The organism is Poseidonocella sp. HB161398 (genome assembly GCF_005870025.1).
Lineage (GTDB): Bacteria > Pseudomonadota > Alphaproteobacteria > Rhodobacterales > Rhodobacteraceae > Mangrovicoccus.
In genome coordinates this window covers 129,980-147,574 of record NZ_VATA01000013.1, presented here as the reverse complement: position 1 = coordinate 147,574, position 17,595 = coordinate 129,980, and the positions used below count along the sequence as shown (strand labels likewise).

Sequence of the window (17,595 nt, the reverse complement as noted above, 5' to 3'; positions counted from 1 at the left end):
CGCTGGCACAAGTCCGCAGACGAAATTCTCGCCTCAGTGAAGCGCTTCTGCCAAAAGACCGTATGTCAGGGACTTTAGATTCAGGTGACTAGGCACCCTGGTCAAAAGCCCGAAGACTGCGCGTTAGCAGTGGCTGATGTCCGATGCCGAGATCAAGGATTTTCGGCAGAGAGTCGTGACGCCCACGATGATCGCCGAGGAGACCGGACTATATCGCAACACGATTTTCGCGGTGTTCCCTGCGGCCGACGTCAAGCCGTTCCGGCCCGAAGGGCTGGAGGCGGGTCCTGTCTATCTTCGGGAGGTCGCGATGAGCGGGATCTCGAACCACCTGAAAAAGCGCTAAGCTTCACCTGTCGCGCTATGTCTCTTGACAGGGGATGTGCATGAAAACCGCCAGAACGTGCGAGCTTATGGTGCATTGGCACATGACTGGACGCGATGGCGACCCCTTCAGGACTCGAACCTGAAACCGCGGACTTAGAAGGACCGTGCTCTATCCAGTTGAGCTAAGGGGCCGGCTGGCCACCTCGTTACACCAGCCGGTGCGACGGGGCCAAGCCGAAAGACGGGGCGGGGCCGAAATTTGCCGCGCGGGACGGCGGGATGCGGCCTGCCGCTAGCTGCAGCAGCCGACGGGAAGGCGGGGGCCCGTGCCGCGGCGACGGCCGGGGCTGAAGCTCAGGCAGGCGCGCTCGGCATCGACCCAGTATTCGCGCAGGTTGACCGCGATGCCCGCGCCGTCCTCCACCAGCGCGACGGAATGCAGCACCGGCCCGGGCTCCGCCTGGCCGAGCCGCTCTGCCATCGCCGCATCGGGGGGATCGACGCAGACCCGGACGCTGCGCATCTCGGGATGCGACAGGCCGCAGGCGCCCAGCAGCTCGCGCATCGGCACCGGCGGCGACGGGACCGTGGCGGCAAGCTGCTGGGCGATGCCCGGCACGCGGTCCTCGCGCAGGAGGTCGTGGCAGAGGCAGACCGGATGGCCGTCGAGCTCCAGCAGGGTTTCCCAGAACAGCAGCTCCAGTCCCGTCCGGCAGTCGAACGCCTCCGCCTCGGCCTCGGCGGCCGGGCGCCGCAGCAGCCGCAGGCTGCGGCGCAGCGGCAGCCGCGCGCTATCGGCAAGCTGCACGGGCAGGTCGAGACCGCCGCAGATCGGCAGCGTCACCGGCCGCGGCCGCACATAGACCCCGGACCCGCGCTGGCTGCGCAGGAGCCCCTCTGCGGCCAGCGCGGCAACGGCGCGGCGCAGGGTGTGGCGGTTCACGCCGAAGCGGCGGGCCAGCTCGGTCTCGGTGGGCAGCTTCTCGCCCGGGCGGTAGCACCCGTCGAGGATGTCGGCGCGCAGCGTCTCGGCAATCGAATTCCAGATGCTTGCCCTGCCCATCGCCACGCCCCACTCTGTTCTGCGCGGCATCCCGGCTGCCGGAACGGAAGGTCCGGACCGCCTGACGCCCCAAGTTAGATTAGGTATCATATTACGTTTCCGGCCGCGGAGTGCAACCCTTGGGCGAGGGGCGCGCCACTGGACAAGCCTGCCGGTGCTTGGCAGTCAGGGGCGGGGGCATGTCGCGCCCTCGCAGCCAGCGGACCCGCTCCATGACCGACCTGATCCTGTCCAATGCCCGGCTGCCGCTCGGCGGCAGGATGGCCGAGGGCCATCTGGTGCTGCGCCACGGCCTGCTGCATGCGGTGGAGACCGGTCCGGCCGGCGTGGCGGGGGCGGTCGATTGCGAGGGCGACATCGTCGCGCCGGGGCTGATCGAGCTGCATACCGACAATCTCGAGCGCCATATCGCCCCGCGCCCGGGCGTCGACTGGCCGCACCATGCCGCGGTGATGGCGCATGACGCGGAGCTGGCCTCCTGCGGGATCACCACCGTCTTCGACGCGGTGCGGGTCGGCACGCTCAGCTATCCCGGCCGCGATACCGGCTACCGCGAATACGCCCGGCGGCTCTGCGACGAGATCCAGGCGATGGCCGATGCCGGGGCGCTGAAGATCTCGCATTTCCTGCATCTGCGCGCCGAGATCCCGACCCAGACCCTGCTGGCCGAGCTCGACGCTTTCGGCCCGGCCGACGGTGTGCGGCTGATCAGCCTGATGGACCATACGCCCGGCCAGCGGCAATTCACCGACCTGGCGAAATTCGAGGTCTGGACGAAGAAGGCGATGGGGCTCGATGCCACCGAATTCGCCGCCTATTGCCGCTTCCTCGAAGAGCTGCGCGACAGCATCGGGGCGGAGAACCAGACCGGCGCCGTGGCCCGCGCGCGCCGCCTCGGCGCGGTGCTGGCCAGCCATGACGACACGACGGCGGCGCATGTGGCGGCCTCGGCGGCGGCCGGGGTGCAGCTGGCCGAGTTCCCGACCACGCCGGAGGCGGCGGAGGCCTGCCGCGCCCATGGCATTGCGGTGATGATGGGCGCGCCCAATCTCGTGCGCGGCGGTTCGCATTCCGGCAATGTCTCGGCGCTCGAGCTGGCGCGGGCCGGGCGGCTCGACATCCTCAGCTCGGACTACGTCCCCGCCGCGCTGCTTCTCGGCGCGGTGATGCTGGGGCGGCACTGGGAGGACATGGCGCGCGGGCTCGACACGGTCACTGCCGCGCCCGCACGGGTGCTGGGCCTCGCCGATCGCGGGCGGCTGGCGCCGGGGCTGCGCGCCGATCTGCTGCGCTTCCGCGTCACCGATGCAGGCATCCCGGTGATCCGCGGCGTCTGGTCGGGCGGGCGGCAGGTGGCCTGATCCGCCCGGCGGGCGGGCTCAGCCCATCCGCGCCACCGTCCGGTCGCAGGCCCAGCCCACCGCGCGGTGCAGCAGCAGCGTCATCGCCGCCAGCACGATCAGCGCGGCGAACATCAGGTCGATCTTGGCGCGGCCATTGGCCAGGAGCATCAGGTAGCCCAGCCCCTGGCTGGCGCCCACCCATTCGCCGATGATCGCCCCGATCGGCGCATAGACTGCCGCCAGCCGCAGCCCCGAGGCCAGCGAGGGCACCGCCGCGGGCACCCGCATGTGCCACAGCACCCGGCGCTTCGGCGCGTCCATCACCCGGGCCAGGTCGAGCCAGCCCGGCGGCGTGCGCATCAGCCCGTCGAAGAAGGCCGAAGCCACCGGGAAGTAGATGATCAGCACCGCCATCAGCACCTTCGACCAGAGCCCGTAGCCCAGCCACAGCGTCAGGATCGGCGCCAGCGCGAAGACCGGCAGCGCCTGGGTCAGGACCAGCGCCGGGCGGATCAGGCTGCGCGCCAGCGGCGAGACCGCCATGGCCAGCGCCGTGGCCGCGCCAAGCACCGCGCCGAGCGCCAGCCCGGCCAGCACCTCGGCCAGCGTCACCCCGGCATGGTGCAGGATCAGCCCGGCATTCGACCAGAGCGCCGTGGCGACCCGCAGGGGCGAGGGCAGGATGAAGGCGGGCATCTGGCCGATCCAGACCACCGCCTGCCAGAGCGCCAGGAGGGCGAGCGCGGGCAGGGCGTATCTCATGCCGCCGCCCTCATCCGCCGCAGGAGCTCGCCCTGCACCTTCAGGCAGCCGGGATCGTCCACCGAGCGGATCGCCGGGGCGGCGGGCACCTCGACCTCGCCGAGCCCGCCCGGTCCCATCAGCCAGATCCGCGAGCCCAGCCGCGCGGCCTCGCCCGGATCATGGGTCACCAGCACCACGGTGCGCCCGGCGAGCATCTCGAAGGCCAGATCCTGCATTTCGGCGCGGGTCTTGGCGTCGAGCGCCGAGAAGGGCTCGTCCAGGAGCACCACGGGCCGGTCCTCCATCAGCGTGCGCGCCAGCGCCACGCGCTGCCGCTGGCCCCCGGAGAGCTGCGCGGGCCGCCTTGCAGACTGGGCGGACAGCCCGGCGCGGGCCAGAAGGGCGGCAACGGCGGCCGAGTCCGCCCTTCCTCCGCGCAGCCTCGCGCCCAGCCCGGCATTCTGCGCCACGCTCAGCCAGGGCAGCAGCTCGTCCTGCTGCGCCATCCAGGCCACCCGGCCGCCCAGCGGCGCGCCATCCGTTGCGGCGACCTCGCCCTCGAAGCGCGCCCCGGTGTCGAGCCCCGCGATCAGCCGGATCAGCGTCGACTTGCCCACCCCCGAGGGGCCCAGGATGCAGGTCCAGCCCGCCGCCTCCGCGCGGAAGTCGAGCCCTTCGAAGAGCGGCACCTCGCCCAGCCAGGCGGAGCCCGCGACGCGCAGCCCCGGGGCGGTCATGCCAGCTCGAGCCCCATCTGCCAGAACCCGGCCTCGAGCCTCGTCGCCATGCGGAACCGCTGCGTCACCTGCTCCCAGCGCGGCGCGGCGGTGAAGTCCGGCCCCAGCCGCCGTTCCAGCGCGGCATCGGTCACCCGCCCGGCCTCGCGGCAGACCTGCTGGTACTCCTCCCCGGCATAGGCGGCGATCCAGTCGGCATAGGGCGTGTCCGCCGCCGCCTCCGCGCCCAGCCGCGCGCCGATCTCGCCATAGCCCAGCACGCAAGGCGCCAGCGCCGCCAGCAGATCGCACAGATCGCCGGAAAGCCCGGCATCCATCACGTAGCGGGTATAGGCCAGGTTCGCCGGGCTCTCCGGCGCGGCGAAGAGCTCCGCCTCGGAGATCCCGAGCCCCGCGCAGGTCTCGACATGGAGCTTCATCTCCATGTTCACCAGCGCGTTCACCGTGGCCGCGGCGGTCTTCATCTCCTCCAGCGTCTCGGATTTCACCACCGCCAGCGCCCAGGCGCGGGCGAAATGGACGAGGAAGACGTAGTCCTGCACCAGGTAGTGGTGGAACGCCTCGCCGGGCAGGCTGCCGTCGCGCATGCCCTCGACGAAGGCATGGCGGGCATAGGCGTCCCAGTCCGGCCCGCAGGCGGCGCGCCAGGCCGCGAAGGCCCGGCCGTAATCGGGTGCCGTCATTCCGCCCCCAGATCGATCGCCAGATCGCTCACCGGCAGGATCTCGTCGATCAGCCCGGCCTCGTGCAGGAAGGCCTCGAACCGCTTGTAGCGCCCGGCATCGAGCCCGGCCGGCGTCACCGAGAAGCGCGGCCAGGTATCCGCCCAGGCCTTCTCGTTCAGCTCGTCCTGCAGCTCCTTCGCCGTGCCCGAGAACAGCTCCCAGCCCTCTTCGGGATGGTTGACGATGAATTGCGCGGCCTTCTCCGTGGCGCCGAGGAAGCGCTGGATCATGTCGCGGTCCATGGTCTCGGGATTGGCCACGTAGATCAGCTCGTCATAGGTCGGCAGCCCGGCCTCCTCGACATAGAAGCAGCGGCCCGGCCGGCCCTCGATCTCCATCTGGTTCAGCTCGAAATTGCGGTAGGCGCCGATCACCGCATCGACCTGTCCCGCCATCAGCGCGGGCGAGAGCGACCAGTTCACGTTGACCAGCTCGACGTCGTCGAGGCTCAGCCCCGCCTCATTCAGGATCCGGCCCAGCACGGCCTCTTCGACCCCCGCGACGGAGAAGCCGATCTTCTTGCCCTTGAGGTCGGCGACGGTGTCATAGGGGCTGTCCTCGAGCACCAGCAGGCAGTTGAGCGGCGTGGCGATCAGCGTGCCGACGCGCTTCAGCGGCATGCCCTCGGCGACCTGCAGATGCAGCTGCGGCTGGTAGCTGACGGCCAGGTCGGCCTTGCCGGCTGCGACCATCTTCGGCGGGTCGGAGGGATCGGCGGGGGCGACGATCTCGACATCGAGCCCGGCCTCCTCGAAATAGCCCAGCTCGTTGGCGACGATGATCGGGCCGTGATCGGGATTGACGAACCAGTCGAGCAGCAGGGTCATCTTGTCGGCCGCCAGGGCGGGCGGGGCCGCCAGCAGGGCGGCGGTCATCAGCAGGTGTTTCATGCGGTCTCCTCCGGGAGGCGCCAGAGCGCGTGGAAATGGTGGGTCGGGCCATGGCCGTGCCCGACGTCAAGCGCGTCAGAGGCGGCGATGGCGGCGGCGACATAGGATTTGGCGGCGGCGAAGGCCTCTGCATCGGGCTGCCCCTTGGCCAGCTCGGCGGCGAAGGCCGAGGACAGCGTGCAGCCGGTGCCATGGGTGTTCTTCGTGTCGCGGCGGGGGGCCTCGAACCAGCACAGGGCGTCCTGCGCGACCATCAGGTCGGGGCTCTCGCCGCCGGGCAGGTGGCCACCCTTGACGATGGCGCAGGCCGGGCCGAGCGCGGCGAGCTGCCGGCCCTGCGCCAGCATCTCCTCGCGCGTCGCGGCCTCGGCGGCATCGAGCAGCACCGCCGCCTCGGGCAGGTTCGGCGTGACATGCGTGGCCAGCGGCAGGAGCGCGCCGCGCAGCGCCGCGACCGCGTCATCGGCCAGCAGCGACGCGCCGCCCTTGGCGACCATCACCGGGTCGAGCACGACCGGGATCCCGGCATGGGGGCGCAGCGCATCGGCCACGGCCAGAGCGATCCCCGCGCTGGCAATCATGCCGATCTTGACCGCATCGACGCGGATATCGGCGAAGATCGCGGCGATCTGCGCGGCGACGAATTCCGGCGGCACCGGATGCACGCCGGTGACCCCCTGGGTGTTCTGCGCGGTCAGCGCGGTCAGCGCCGCCATGCCGTAGCAGCCCCGCGCCGAGAAGGCCTTCAGGTCGGCCTGGATGCCTGCCCCGCCCGAAGGGTCGGAACCGGCGATGGAGAGGACATTGGGGATCATGCTTCCCTCGCTTTCTTCATCGCATGGACCAGCACGCGGGCGGCGCGGGCCGGATCGGGGCGGCCGCAGATCGCCGAGACCACGGCAAGGCCGCGGGCCCCGGCGGCGACGGCCTCGGCGGCATGGCCGTGCTTCACCCCGCCGATCGCCACGGCGGGCAGGGGCGTGGCGGCAATGATCCGCGCCAGCCCGCCGAAGCCCGTGGGCGCGGCATGGCCGGGCTTCGTCGCGGTGGCAAAGACCGGGCCCGCGCCGACATAGTCGACGAGCCGGGGATCGGCCGCGGCGGCATGTTCCGGCGTTTCCACCGACAGGCCGAGGATCATCTCGGGCCCGATCCGCATCCGCGCCTCGTGCGGCAGCATGTCCCCCTGGCCGATATGCAGCCCGTCGGCGCCGATCTCGATGGCGGCGGCGACATCGTCATTGACGATCAGCGGCACGCCGGTCCCGGCCAGCGCCGCCTTCAGCGCCCGCCCGGTGGCGACCAGCTCGGCATGGGGCGCGGCCTTGTCGCGGAGCTGCACCGCAGTGGCGCCGCCCTCGACCGCGCGGACCGCGGTCTCGACCATGCCGATCGCGGCGCAGAGCTCGGGATCGAGCACCAGGTAGACGGAGAGGTCGATCGGCCTCATGCCGCGCGCACCCGTCCGAGCCCCATGTCCCCGGGCTGCACCGCGGCCAGCGCGTCGAGGAAGGCGGGGGCGAAGCTGCCCGGGCCGGTCGCGCGCAAGGCGGCGCGTTCGCCCGCGACGGCGAAATGGACCAGCGCGGCCAGCGCGGCCTCGAAGGGCTGGGCGACCGCGGCATAGCCGCCGGTCAGCGCCGTCAGCGCGCAGCCCGTCGCGGTGACGAGCGGCATCACCGGCGCCCCGCCCGAGATCCGCAGCGCGCGCGTGCCGTCGGTCAGGAAGTCCTCGGGCCCGGTGACGGCGACGACGCAGCCGAGCTCCTGCGCCAGCGCGCGGGCGGCCTCTGCCGCGGCCTCGACCGGATCGCCCGCATCCGCGCCCTTGCCGGTGCCCGCGCCGCCGCCCATCGCCAGGATCTCCGAGGCATTGCCGCGGATCACCGCGGGCTTCAGCGCCGCCAGATCGCGCGTGACCGATTTGCGGTAGCCGGTGGCGAAGCAGGCGACCGGGTCCAGCACCCAGGGCGTTCCGGCCGCATTGGCGCCGCGGATGGCGGCGGCCATGCCCTCGACCCAAGCCGGGCTGAGCGTGCCGATATTGACCGTCAGCGCCCCCGAGATCGCGGCGAATTCGCCGGATTCCTCGGCCGCATGGACCATGGCGGGCGAGGCGCCCGCGGCCAGCAGCACATTGGCGGCATAGCCCATGGCGACGTAATTGGTGATGCATTGCACCAGCGGCGTGGCGGCGCGCATCCGCGACAGCGCCTCTGCGGGGCTGGTGGCGAGCGTGTCTTCGGCGATGGCCATACTGCCTCCCTCCGGTTTCCGGGAGGCTCCCGTCCGCGGGCATCTGCCCCGGACCGGCGAAGCGACTCCCTCCGCCGGCATGATCCGGTTCAGGTTCAAAGGGTTCTTCTCAGCCCAGCGATGCGGGACGCCCCTGTCGTTCCGGCGAAATTAAGGGCTTGGCCGGGGAATGTCACCCCCGGAAATGCCGGGCGCTCAGGGGCGGCGGAGCGTGACGGCGCGGTCGGCGGCCTGCTCCTGCCAGGGGCCGGGCTCGCCGCCGGGCCAGATCACCCGCAGCCGCACCGTTTCCGCCGCGCCGAGCCCGAAATGCTGAGGGCCGAGCTGGCCGCCGGCATGGCCGCCGCCGACCGTGACCTCGCGCAGGACGCGCCGCTCCGGCAGGTCCAGCTCGATCTTCGCGCCGATGGCATTGCGGTTCGGTCCCGGCTGTTCCAGCGTCACGGCAAGCCAGTGGCCGGTATCCGCGGTGACATTGCGGTAGAGCTCCAGTGGCGCGCGGCGGTTGACGACGGCAAGGTCGAGCCGCCCGTCGAGGTCGAAATCCGCCAGCGCGGCGCCGCGGCTGCGCGCCGGGCTTGCCACCCCCGCCGCGACCGAAACCTCGCGGAAGCTGCCATCGGGCTGCTGCAGCAGCATCGAATTGGGGTCCTCCATCGCCATCTCGGGCATCTGGTCGACATTGCCCTTGGCGATGAACACGTCGTCCCGCCCGTCATTGTCGAGATCGCCGAATTCCACGTGCCAGCCGGTCGAGGGCCGCCCGTCCGCCCCGGCATGCGGTCGGTGGGCGGTGGTCCCGCGCGAGAAGGGCACGTCGCGATAGGCAGGACCCGGCGCGCCCGGGACCGGCTCCTGCAGGCGCTGGTCGCCCATCGAGGTCATGAAGACCTCCGGCCGGCCGTCGCCCGAAAGGTCGCGCGAGGCGATGCCCATCCCCCAGAGCTGGAAGCTCTGCCAGCCGTCTTCCGGCCCGTAGAGCCGCGGCGGGTCCTCCATCGCCCACATCTGCTCCTCGCCGCCGCGCACGTAGTAGTGCCGGTCGTTCGAGATCCGCAGGTCGGCGCGGCCGCCGCCCCAGTCGGAGAAGAGCATCGAGAGCGCGCAGAAGCCCGGCTCCAGCGGCAGGGCCGCGCCGTAGCGGCTGCCCTCGGGCCGGTAGAGCCGGTTGGCGTCGCAGGCGCCGAAGGGGCCCTCGGGATCGGCGCGGTCGACATAGGCGCCGAAGGCCAGGGTCGGCAGGCTCTGCCCGGGCTCCCAGGTGGCGGAGAAGGCGGTGCTCCAGTGGTCGCCGCTCTCGAAGCCCAGCCCCTCGAAAGGAACGAAGCTGCAATCCGGTCCGCCCTTCAGCAGGAGATCCGGCCCGGCGCGCAGCACTGCCAGGTCTGGACGGCCGTCGCTGTCGAGATCGAGCGGATAGGCCCCGGTCGTGGCGTCGATGCCGAGGCTCTCGGCCTCGAAGACCAGCCCGCCGCGGTTGCGGAAGAGCCGCAGCGGCGCCGTGCCCCCGGCCGCGACCAGATCGGGCAGGCGGTCGCCGTCGCAGTCGAGCACGGCGAGCCCGCCGCCGGTGAAATGCTCCCAGCCGCCCTCATAGGCATGGGCGGGCATGTCGACGGGGGCAAAGCGCGGATCGGCCGCCGCGGGCAGGGCCAGGAGCGGCAGCAGCGCCAGCAGCGCCTCAGGCCGCATCTTCGCCCAGGCTGTCGAGCGCGCGCGCCGCCAGCCCCTCGATCGCATAGGCCGCCGCGCCGCGGGCCCACATCAGGTCGTCCCAGCGATGCACCACGATCTCGGGCGGCGGCGTGCCGGCCTGCACGGTCTGGCCCGCCACCATGGCGATGACCTTCGCGTCATAGAGATAGTCGTGCTGCGCCAGCTCGCCCGAGAGGATGATCAGCTGCGGGTCGAAGATATTGACCAGATTGGCCAGCCCCATGGCGAAGATGCGCTCCGCCCGGGCGACGATGCTCGCGGCCATCGGCTCGCCCGCCCGCGCCTGGGCCAGAAGCGCGGCCATGTCCTCCTGCGGATCGCCCGCGCGGTAGCCCGGCCGCAGCGCCGCCTCGCGCAGGAGCGCGTAATCGGCGATATAGGCCTCGAGGCAGCCGCGCTGGCCGCAGCGGCAGAGCGCGCCGTCGATCTGCACCTTCATATGGCCGAATTCCGCGCCCGAGCCGCGGGTGCCGCGATAGACGCGCCCGCCCAGCACGATGCCGAGGCCGACGCCGCTCTCGACCGTGACCACCAGGAAATCCTCGATCCCCTTGCCCTCGCCGAAATAGAGCTCGGCCATGGCGACCAGGTTGGCGTCGTTGTCGATGAAGCAGGGCAGGCCGGCCGCGGCCTCCATCACCGCGCGGAAGGGCGTGTCGCGGGTGGCGAGCGCGGGCGACCAGCGGGCGATCCCGGCCCCGGCATCGACGATCCCCGCCAGCGCGACGCCGAGCCCCGAGATATCCGCCATCGAGCAGCCCGCCGCGCTGGCCGCGGCCGCGGTCGCGACGGTCAGCTCGGCGGCCAGCGCCTCGGCCTCGAGCCCCTTGCCGGGCAGGGGACGCGTCGCCTCGCCGAGGAGCTTGCCGGCGAAATCGACGATCGCCGCCGAGATCGTGCGGTCCGCGACCTTGGCGCCCGCCACCAGATGCGCCGCGCCGCGCAGCTGCAGCCCGACCCGCGGGCGGCCGCGGCGGCCGTCGCCGGCGGCGACCAGGGCGGGGCTCTCCTCGATCAGCCCGGCGGCCATCAGCTCGGCGGTGATCGCGGTCACGGTCGCCTGGCTCAGCCCGGTGCGCTGCGCCAGGTCGACCCGGGCGATGGCGCCGGCCTTGCGGATTTCGGCCAGGATGGCGTGTCGGCCCTGGCTGCGCTGGTCGCGGATCATGGTCTGTCCTCCCCCGCGGGCAGAATGGCCGGATTCCGCGACGGGAGCCAGAATTTATTTTGCGTGCCGAATTTAACTCTGCTACCGGTAACGGCAGGCGCCATTCCGGAGGGGAGTCCGGGCCGCGCCGCAACGGGAGGACATCATGAACACCATCAGGATCACCGCTCTGGCGGTGCTTGCCGCATCCGTGTCGCATCTTGCGATGGCCCAGGACATTACCGTCGGCGTGAGCTGGTCGAATTTCCAGGAGGAGCGCTGGAAGACCGACGAGGCCGCGATGAAGGCGGCGCTGGACGCGGCCGGGGCGCAGTATGTCTCGGCGGATGCGCAATCTTCGTCGTCCAAGCAGCTTTCGGATATCGAGAGCCTGATCGCCCAGGGTGTCAGCGCGCTGATCATCCTCGCCCAGGACAGCCAGGCGATCGGCCCGGCGGTGCAGGCGGCTGCGGACGAGGGCATTCCGGTGGTCGGCTATGACCGGCTGATCGACGATCCGCGCGCCTTCTACCTGACCTTCGACAATGTCGAGGTCGGCCGGATGCAGGCCCGCGCGGTGCTGGAGCAGGCGCCCGAGGGCAACTACGTCATGATCAAGGGCTCGCCCACCGACCCGAACGCGGATTTCCTGCGCGGCGGCCAGCAGGAGGTGCTGCAGGAGGCGATCGACGCGGGCAAGGTCAACATCGTCGGCGAGGCCTATACCGATGGCTGGCTGCCGGCCAATGCGCAGCGCAACATGGAGCAGATCCTGACCGCCAATGACAACAATGTCGACGCGGTCGTGGCCTCCAATGACGGCACGGCGGGCGGCGCGGTGGCGGCGCTGACGGCGCAGGGGATGGACGGGATCCCGGTCTCGGGCCAGGATGGCGACCATGCCGCGCTGAACCGCATCGCGCTGGGAACGCAGACGGTCAGCGTCTGGAAGGACGCGCGCGAGCTCGGCCGCGAGGCGGCGGAGATCGCCGTGGCGATGGCCTCGGGCACCGCGATGGCCGATATCGACGGCGCGGGCATGTGGACCTCGCCCTCGGGCACCGAGCTGACCGCGAAATTCCTCAAGCCGATGCCGGTGACGGCCGACAACCTGACCGCCGTGGTCGATGCCGGCTGGATCACCAAGGACGCGCTCTGCCAGGGCGTGTCGAGCGGTCCGGCGCCCTGCGACTGAGCCGGGCGGGGCGGGGCCCGGCGGCCCCGTCCGCGACGGATCCCGGCGGCGGGCGGACCCGCTGCCGGGCGAGGGCATCCTGAATACCGACAGGGGGGGTACGGCCATGGCCGAGACCACGGGCGCCGGGGCGGCGCCGAAACAGGGCTTCCTGAAATCGCTGGAGGTCGATACGCGGCTCCTTGGCATGATCGGCGCCTTCATCGCCGTCTGCCTGGTCTTCAACCTGATGACCGACGGCCGCTTTCTGACCGCGCGCAACGTGTTCAACCTGACGATCCAGACCGTGTCGGTGGCGATCATGGCGACCGGCATGGTCTTCGTCATCGTCACCCGGCATATCGACCTGTCGGTCGGCTCGCTGCTGGCGACCTGCTCGGCGGTGATGGCGATGATGCAGGCGCGCTGGCTGCCCGGGATCGCGGGGCTGGAGATCGGCCATCCGCTGATCCCCTGGCTGTCGATCCTGGCGGGGCTGGTGGTCGGCGGCGCGATCGGCGCCTTCAACGGCTGGCTGATCGGCTACCTGACGATCCCGGCCTTCATCGTGACGCTGGGCGGGCTGCTCGTCTGGCGCAATGTCGCCTGGTACATGACCTCGGGGCAGACGATCGGCCCGCTCGACCCGACCTTCGTCGCCTTCGGCGGGATCAACGGCACGCTGGGACCGACGGCGAGCTGGATCGTCGGGCTCGCGGCGGTGGCGGTGGCGCTCTGGGCGCTCCTCTCTGCGCGGCGAGCCAAGGCGGGACATGGCCAGCCGGTCAAGCCGGTCTGGGCCGAGGCGGTGCTGGCGGCGCTGATCGCGGCGGCGATCCTGGGCTTCGTCGCCATCCTCAACGCCTATGACATCCCCGCGGCGCGGCTGCGGCGGATCTTCGAGGCCAGGGGCGAGGTCATGCCCGAGGGCTACACCCAGGGCTACGGCATTCCCTATTCGGTGCTGCTGCTGCTGGCGATCGCGGTGGTCATGACGGTGGTGGCGCAGCGCACGCGGCTGGGGCGCTATATCTTCGCGACCGGCGGCAATCCGGATGCGGCGGAGCTTTCGGGGATCAACACGCGCCTGCTGACGGTCAAGATCTTCGCCATCATGGGGGTGCTCTGCGCGCTGGCGGGCATGGTCGCCTCGGCGCGGCTGGCCAACCATTCGAACGATATCGGCACGCTCGACGAGCTGCGGGTGATCGCGGCGGCGGTGATCGGCGGCACGGCGCTCTCGGGGGGGATCGGCACGATCTACGGCGCGATCCTCGGCGCGCTGATCATGCAGTCGCTGCAATCGGGCATGGCGATGGTCGGCGTCGACGCGCCCTTCCAGAACATCGTCGTGGGCGCGGTGCTGGTTCTGGCCGTGCTGATCGACATCCTCTACCGCAAGCGCATGGGAGCCCGCTGATGAGCATCGACCGCACAGGCACTCCGCTGGTGGAGATGGAGGATATCTGCATCAGCTTCGGCGGCGTCCACGCCGTCGACCATGTCAGCGTCAATCTCTGGCCCGGCGAGGTGGTCGGGCTTCTGGGCCATAACGGCGCGGGGAAATCGACGCTGATCAAGATCCTCTCGGGCGCGTATCGCGCGGATTCCGGGACGATCCGCATCAACGGTTCGGTGGCGCATATCCACAATCCCCGCGACGCGCGCGCCTGCAATATCGAGACGATCTACCAGACGCTGGCGCTGGCCGACAATCTGAACGCCTCGGCCAACCTGTTTCTCGGGCGCGAGCTGGTGACGGCGACCGGACTGGTGGACGATGCGCGGATGGAGGCGGAGACCGCGAGGATCATGGCGCGGCTGAACCCGAATTTCCGCAAGTTCTCCGAGCCGGTCTCGGCGCTTTCGGGCGGGCAGCGGCAGTCGGTGGCAATCGCGCGGGCGGTCTATTTCAACGCCCGCATCCTGATCATGGACGAGCCGACCGCGGCGCTCGGGCCGCACGAGACGCAGATGGTCGCCGAGCTGATCCAGGAGCTGAAGCGCCAGGGGATCGGCATCTTCCTGATCAGCCACGACATCCATGACGTGATGCAGCTCTGCGACCGGGCGAGCGTGATGAAGAACGGCCAGCTGGTGGGGACGGTCGATGTCGCGAAGGTGAGCGACGACGACCTCCTGGGGATGATCATCCTGGGCAAGCATCCGGGCGATCACGCAGCGGCCTGACGGCACAGGCGGCGGCGCGGGGAGGCGCTGCGGCCAGGCAGGGGGAACCGGTGGTTCCCCCTGACCCCCTCCGACGCGGGAGGTCGACCTCTGCCGCCTCATCGGATAGGGCAGGGCGCGTGACCGAGGGAGACCGAAGATGACCACGCTCTATGTCGATGCCGATGCCTGCCCGGTGAAAGCCGAGGCCGAACGCGTGGCCGTGCGGCTGAACGTGCCGATGAAGCTGGTCTGCAATGGCGGGCTGCGGCCTCCGGCGCATCCGCTCGTCGAGCTGGTGATCGTGCCCGAGGGGCCGGATGCCGCCGACCAGTGGATCGCGGCGCGCTGCGGGACGGGCGATGTCGTGGTGACCTCGGATCTGGTCCTTGCCGACCGCTGCCTGAAGGCCGGGGCGCTGGTGATCCAGCATGACGGCGAAATCCTGAGCATGGCGAATATCGGCGGGCGGCTGGCGACCCGCGACCTGATGGCCGATCTGCGCGCCGCCGATCCGTTCCGGCAGGGCGGCGGCAGGCCCTTTGGCAAGGCCGAGCGGTCGCGCTTTCTCACCGGGCTCGACCGCGCGATGGCGCAGGCGCGCCGCGCCGGGGGCTGAATTCCCTCTCTGGCCGGGCTGCAGCTGCAGCTGCGGCGTCCGGGCCGTGCGGGGAGGCTGTCCATATCCCTGGGCCGTGTCGGCATCCACTGGGTGAGACAGGTCGTGTCTTCGTAATTTATATATTTAAAATAACGGCTTATCTGGTCAGGCGGCCCAAGGCCCCGGAGGGGCGTGGCCGTTCCGGCAGTGCCCGGGCTCGGGAAGGGTCATGTTCGGAACGGCGCTGAAGGCGGTTTCCCGGCCGCAGCGCTTGCGCCTGGCGGTTCTGCAATGGCGGCGGACGCGACACGTCCTCTCGGCCGTCTGGCGTCTGGCGACCGGGAGGCATCGCAGCGTCCGGCCTCTGGGGAGGCGGCGCCTCTCGTTTCGACGAGGCCGTGGAAATGGTCTTCGCCGGCCGGTCCCGGCGGCCTCGAGGCGCCGCCCTGCCAGGTCATCTTCGCGGGGGGTCGTGCTTTGCCCCCTTCCCGTGGCGGTCATGCCGGCGGCCCGCGCCATTGCCGTGACCTCTTCGCCCCATGGGGGAGAGACGCGATTTCCTTCCGCAATCCTTCCGGCGATATCGTCGCTGCGCCTATCGTCGCCGCGCCTGTCGGCGGTGTTCCCTGGCGATCGCAGGTTGTCTCCGGCCCATTCGGCACAGCCATGCCGGGCCGCAAGGGCGGCAGGTTTTCCGCCATTGCGGAGAGGGCCGCCGCCCGGTTCACTGGTGGTCGCGGGGCAGGGGCCGGCGACGGGGCGGACTCCCGGTGGAGGGCGCTGCTCTGGACAAGAAATTATGATATTTAACTCGCTGAATTATTGTTTGGTTTTACTTCACAGGTTTCTAGATAGGGGCTAACGATTGACCAGACGGCGCGCCGCGCGCCGCTGGCCTCCCCTGATCCGCTCCGTCATGTTTGGAACAGCGATGAAAGCATTCTTCCTTGCGGCGGCGTTCGCAGCCGGGCTTCCCGGGCCGGCGCCGATCCTGGCCGAAACGCATGATGTCAGCTCGGGCGAGTTCCTGTCGGACAGCGTCGTGCTGAAGGCCGAGGATTCGGCCGACTTGGTCTTCCGCGCGACCGCGGACATGGTCCTCGATCTGGTATTCAGCGTCGATGCGGTGTCGAGCGTGGCGCATCTGTCCTATTCGGTGAATGGCGGCGCGCCCCAGGCCTATCCCGATGACGGGACCGGGCAGTACGGGGATCTGGAGCTCTTCGACGTGGTCTTGGCCAAGGGCGAGACCTACGCGATCTCCTTCCGCAACGCGGCGGGGGCGGAAGCCGGACGGGACGGCACGGCCATCATGGGGCTCGCGCTGGTCGCGGAGTAGCACGGGCGCCTGTCGCGCGGCGCAGGGCAGCATCCGGACGCTGGCAGGGGACAGGCCGCCCATTGCGGCGAGGCGACGGATGGCGGCCGATCGAGCTGCCGTGCGTGGCGGCCCCCGCTCCGGGACGGCGGCGCCTGAGCGGACGGAGCCGGCATTTGCGGCGGCTCTTCGGTCCATGGCGTGGCAGGTTGCGTAGCCTCGCGGCGCGCAGGGCCTGCCCGGGACCCTCGGCATGAAAAAGGCCCCGCAGCGGATGCGGGGCCCGATGTCCGGGCGCGGGCCCGGACGGCCGATCTGGGCGGCTCAGTTCTTGGTCTTGTCGACCATCTTGCCGGCCGAGATCCACGGCATCATGCCGCGCAGCTTGGTGCCGGTTTCCTCGATCAGGTGCTCGTCATTGGCGCGGCGCGAGGCTTTCAGGAAGGGCTGGCCGACCTGGTTTTCCAGCATGAAGTCGCGGACGAACTTGCCCTGCTGGATGTCGGTCAGGACCTCCTTCATCGCCTTCTTGGTCTGCTCGTAGGGCAGGATCCGCGGGCCGGTGACGTACTGGCCGTATTCGGCGGTGTTGGAGATCGAGTAGTCCATGTTGGCGATGCCGCCTTCATAGATCAGGTCGACGATCAGCTTCACCTCGTGGAGGCACTCGAAATAGGCCATCTCGGGGGCGTAGCCCGCCTCGACCAGGGTCTCGAAGCCGCAGCGGATCAGCTCGACAAGGCCGCCGCAGAGAACGGCCTGCTCGCCGAAGAGGTCGGTTTCGCACTCTTCGCGGAAGTTGGTCTCGATGATGCCCGAGCGGCCGCCGCCGATGGCGGAGCAGTAGGAGAGGCCGATTTCCAGCGCGCGGCCGGTGGCGTTCTGGTGCACTGCCACGAGGCAGGGCACGCCGCCGCCCTTGACGTATTCGCCGCGCACGGTGTGGCCCGGGCCCTTCGGCGCCATCATGATGACATCCACGCCCGGCTTCGTCTCGATCAGGCCGAAATGCACGTTCAGGCCGTGGGCGAAGGCGATGGCGGCACCTTCCTTCAGGTTGTCATGCACGTATTTCTTGTAGGTCTCGGCCTGCAGCTCGTCGGGCATGGTGAACATGATGACGTCGCACCAGGCGGCGGCCTCGGCGATGCCCATCACGGCCAGGCCTTCGGCTTCGGCTTTCTTGGCGGAGGGGGAGCCTTCGCGCAGCGCGACGGCGACATTCTTGGCGCCCGAGTCGCGCAGGTTCAGCGCGTGGGCGTGGCCCTGGGAGCCATAGCCGAGGATGGCGACCTTCAGGTCCTTGATCAGGTTCACATCGCAGTCGCGATCATAGTAGACGCGCATCGGTATTCCTCCGGTTTGTCGCTGGTCACGTGTCGGGG

18 protein-coding genes, 1 tRNA gene and 1 riboswitch are annotated in these 17,595 nt (G+C 70.5%); of the genes, 7 read left to right on the top strand and 12 right to left on the bottom strand.

What is annotated here, in order from left to right; genetic code table 11:
• Nucleotides 1–136 precede the first annotated feature (136 nt).
• The gene (locus tag FGX59_RS12760; protein WP_138466909.1) at nucleotides 137–346 is read left to right on the top strand and encodes a hypothetical protein; all 210 of its coding nucleotides are present in this window, start codon (nucleotides 137–139) and stop codon (nucleotides 344–346) included.
• Nucleotides 347–442: 96 nt separating this feature from the next.
• Here FGX59_RS12760 and FGX59_RS12755 read toward each other — a convergent pair.
• Nucleotides 443–519 (bottom strand) — tRNA-Arg (locus tag FGX59_RS12755).
• 100 nt (nucleotides 520–619) lie between these two features.
• Nucleotides 620–1,420, bottom strand: a complete 801-nt coding sequence (locus FGX59_RS37560) for a GntR family transcriptional regulator (RefSeq protein WP_171060628.1) — start codon at nucleotides 1,418–1,420, stop codon at nucleotides 620–622.
• Between the two features lie 182 nt (nucleotides 1,421–1,602).
• Here FGX59_RS37560 and FGX59_RS12745 point away from each other — a divergent pair, with 182 nt between their 5' ends.
• Complete coding sequence (locus FGX59_RS12745; RefSeq protein ID WP_138466908.1) at nucleotides 1,603–2,751, top strand: alpha-D-ribose 1-methylphosphonate 5-triphosphate diphosphatase; 1,149 nt, start codon at nucleotides 1,603–1,605, stop codon at nucleotides 2,749–2,751.
• Between the two features lie 18 nt (nucleotides 2,752–2,769).
• Here FGX59_RS12745 and FGX59_RS12740 read toward each other — a convergent pair whose 3' ends face one another.
• The 9 genes from FGX59_RS12740 to FGX59_RS12700 all read right to left on the bottom strand — a co-directional run bounded on the left by FGX59_RS12740 (nucleotide 2,770) and on the right by FGX59_RS12700 (nucleotide 10,969).
• Complete coding sequence (locus FGX59_RS12740; protein ID WP_138466907.1) at nucleotides 2,770–3,495, bottom strand: ABC transporter permease; 726 nt, start codon at nucleotides 3,493–3,495, stop codon at nucleotides 2,770–2,772.
• Nucleotides 3,492–4,214, bottom strand: coding sequence for an ABC transporter ATP-binding protein (locus FGX59_RS12735; protein ID WP_138466906.1), 723 nt, complete (start codon nucleotides 4,212–4,214; stop codon nucleotides 3,492–3,494). Before FGX59_RS12735 ends, FGX59_RS12740 begins: the two co-directional genes overlap by 4 nt.
• On the bottom strand, nucleotides 4,211–4,897 hold the full coding sequence (gene tenA, locus FGX59_RS12730; protein ID WP_138466905.1) for a thiaminase II: 687 nt from the start codon (nucleotides 4,895–4,897) through the stop codon (nucleotides 4,211–4,213). Before tenA ends, FGX59_RS12735 begins: the two co-directional genes overlap by 4 nt.
• Nucleotides 4,894–5,829, bottom strand: coding sequence for an ABC transporter substrate-binding protein (locus FGX59_RS12725; RefSeq protein ID WP_138466904.1), 936 nt, complete (start codon nucleotides 5,827–5,829; stop codon nucleotides 4,894–4,896). Before FGX59_RS12725 ends, tenA begins: the two co-directional genes overlap by 4 nt.
• Entirely contained in the window at nucleotides 5,826–6,644 is an 819-nt protein-coding gene (gene thiD / locus FGX59_RS12720; protein WP_138466903.1) for a bifunctional hydroxymethylpyrimidine kinase/phosphomethylpyrimidine kinase, read from the bottom strand. Before thiD ends, FGX59_RS12725 begins: the two co-directional genes overlap by 4 nt.
• Entirely contained in the window at nucleotides 6,641–7,279 is a 639-nt protein-coding gene (gene thiE / locus FGX59_RS12715; protein ID WP_138466902.1) for a thiamine phosphate synthase, read from the bottom strand. Before thiE ends, thiD begins: the two co-directional genes overlap by 4 nt.
• Nucleotides 7,276–8,085, bottom strand: coding sequence for a hydroxyethylthiazole kinase (thiM, locus tag FGX59_RS12710; RefSeq protein WP_138466901.1), 810 nt, complete (start codon nucleotides 8,083–8,085; stop codon nucleotides 7,276–7,278). Before thiM ends, thiE begins: the two co-directional genes overlap by 4 nt.
• A 49-nt stretch (nucleotides 8,086–8,134) precedes the next feature.
• Nucleotides 8,135–8,230: riboswitch (TPP riboswitch) on the bottom strand.
• Between the two features lie 50 nt (nucleotides 8,231–8,280).
• Nucleotides 8,281–9,777 carry a CRTAC1 family protein gene (locus FGX59_RS12705; RefSeq protein WP_138466900.1) on the bottom strand — a complete coding sequence of 499 codons (1,497 nt, stop codon included), beginning with the start codon at nucleotides 9,775–9,777 and terminating at the stop codon, nucleotides 8,281–8,283.
• Nucleotides 9,767–10,969 carry an ROK family transcriptional regulator gene (locus tag FGX59_RS12700; protein WP_138466899.1) on the bottom strand — a complete coding sequence of 401 codons (1,203 nt, stop codon included), beginning with the start codon at nucleotides 10,967–10,969 and terminating at the stop codon, nucleotides 9,767–9,769. Before FGX59_RS12700 ends, FGX59_RS12705 begins: the two co-directional genes overlap by 11 nt.
• Before the next feature lie 145 nt (nucleotides 10,970–11,114).
• On the opposite strand from FGX59_RS12700, the gene xylF reads away from it, so the two are divergent.
• The 5 genes from xylF (at nucleotide 11,115) to FGX59_RS12675 (ending at nucleotide 16,231) form a co-directional block, all read left to right on the top strand.
• Entirely contained in the window at nucleotides 11,115–12,143 is a 1,029-nt protein-coding gene (gene xylF, locus FGX59_RS12695; protein WP_138466898.1) for a D-xylose ABC transporter substrate-binding protein, read from the top strand.
• A 106-nt stretch (nucleotides 12,144–12,249) separates the two neighbouring features.
• Entirely contained in the window at nucleotides 12,250–13,542 is a 1,293-nt protein-coding gene (locus FGX59_RS12690) for a sugar ABC transporter permease (RefSeq protein WP_138466897.1), read from the top strand.
• Nucleotides 13,542–14,312, top strand: coding sequence for an ATP-binding cassette domain-containing protein (locus FGX59_RS12685; protein WP_138466896.1), 771 nt, complete (start codon nucleotides 13,542–13,544; stop codon nucleotides 14,310–14,312). Before FGX59_RS12690 ends, FGX59_RS12685 begins: the two co-directional genes overlap by 1 nt.
• Nucleotides 14,313–14,451: 139 nt before the next feature.
• A complete protein-coding gene (locus FGX59_RS12680) occupies nucleotides 14,452–14,910 on the top strand; it encodes a YaiI/YqxD family protein (RefSeq protein WP_138466895.1) in 459 nt (152 codons plus the stop codon).
• A gap of 913 nt (nucleotides 14,911–15,823) precedes the next feature.
• The gene (locus FGX59_RS12675; RefSeq protein WP_138466894.1) at nucleotides 15,824–16,231 is read left to right on the top strand and encodes a hypothetical protein; all 408 of its coding nucleotides are present in this window, start codon (nucleotides 15,824–15,826) and stop codon (nucleotides 16,229–16,231) included.
• Between the two features lie 303 nt (nucleotides 16,232–16,534).
• On the opposite strand, the gene ilvC is transcribed toward FGX59_RS12675, so the two are convergent.
• Nucleotides 16,535–17,557: a ketol-acid reductoisomerase gene (gene ilvC / locus FGX59_RS12670; protein ID WP_138466893.1), complete on the bottom strand. Its 1,023-nt coding sequence runs from the start codon at nucleotides 17,555–17,557 to the stop codon at nucleotides 16,535–16,537.
• Nucleotides 17,558–17,595: the final 38 nt, after the last annotated feature.

Coding starts and splice junctions, on each gene's coding strand:
- FGX59_RS12735 (WP_138466906.1), bottom strand. CDS start 4,214: ATGACCGCCCCGGGGCTGCGCGTCGCGGGCTCCGCCTGGCTGGGCGAG.
- FGX59_RS12685 (WP_138466896.1), top strand. CDS start 13,542: ATGAGCATCGACCGCACAGGCACTCCGCTGGTGGAGATGGAGGATATC.
- FGX59_RS12725 (WP_138466904.1), bottom strand. CDS start 5,829: ATGAAACACCTGCTGATGACCGCCGCCCTGCTGGCGGCCCCGCCCGCC.
- FGX59_RS37560 (WP_171060628.1), bottom strand. CDS start 1,420: ATGCCGCGCAGAACAGAGTGGGGCGTGGCGATGGGCAGGGCAAGCATC.
- ilvC (WP_138466893.1), bottom strand. CDS start 17,557: ATGCGCGTCTACTATGATCGCGACTGCGATGTGAACCTGATCAAGGAC.
- FGX59_RS12675 (WP_138466894.1), top strand. CDS start 15,824: ATGAAAGCATTCTTCCTTGCGGCGGCGTTCGCAGCCGGGCTTCCCGGG.
- FGX59_RS12700 (WP_138466899.1), bottom strand. CDS start 10,969: ATGATCCGCGACCAGCGCAGCCAGGGCCGACACGCCATCCTGGCCGAA.
- xylF (WP_138466898.1), top strand. CDS start 11,115: ATGAACACCATCAGGATCACCGCTCTGGCGGTGCTTGCCGCATCCGTG.
- FGX59_RS12690 (WP_138466897.1), top strand. CDS start 12,250: ATGGCCGAGACCACGGGCGCCGGGGCGGCGCCGAAACAGGGCTTCCTG.
- thiE (WP_138466902.1), bottom strand. CDS start 7,279: ATGAGGCCGATCGACCTCTCCGTCTACCTGGTGCTCGATCCCGAGCTC.
- thiD (WP_138466903.1), bottom strand. CDS start 6,644: ATGATCCCCAATGTCCTCTCCATCGCCGGTTCCGACCCTTCGGGCGGG.
- FGX59_RS12705 (WP_138466900.1), bottom strand. CDS start 9,777: ATGCGGCCTGAGGCGCTGCTGGCGCTGCTGCCGCTCCTGGCCCTGCCC.
- thiM (WP_138466901.1), bottom strand. CDS start 8,085: ATGGCCATCGCCGAAGACACGCTCGCCACCAGCCCCGCAGAGGCGCTG.
- tenA (WP_138466905.1), bottom strand. CDS start 4,897: ATGACGGCACCCGATTACGGCCGGGCCTTCGCGGCCTGGCGCGCCGCC.
- FGX59_RS12680 (WP_138466895.1), top strand. CDS start 14,452: ATGACCACGCTCTATGTCGATGCCGATGCCTGCCCGGTGAAAGCCGAG.
- FGX59_RS12740 (WP_138466907.1), bottom strand. CDS start 3,495: ATGAGATACGCCCTGCCCGCGCTCGCCCTCCTGGCGCTCTGGCAGGCG.
- FGX59_RS12760 (WP_138466909.1), top strand. CDS start 137: ATGTCCGATGCCGAGATCAAGGATTTTCGGCAGAGAGTCGTGACGCCC.
- FGX59_RS12745 (WP_138466908.1), top strand. CDS start 1,603: ATGACCGACCTGATCCTGTCCAATGCCCGGCTGCCGCTCGGCGGCAGG.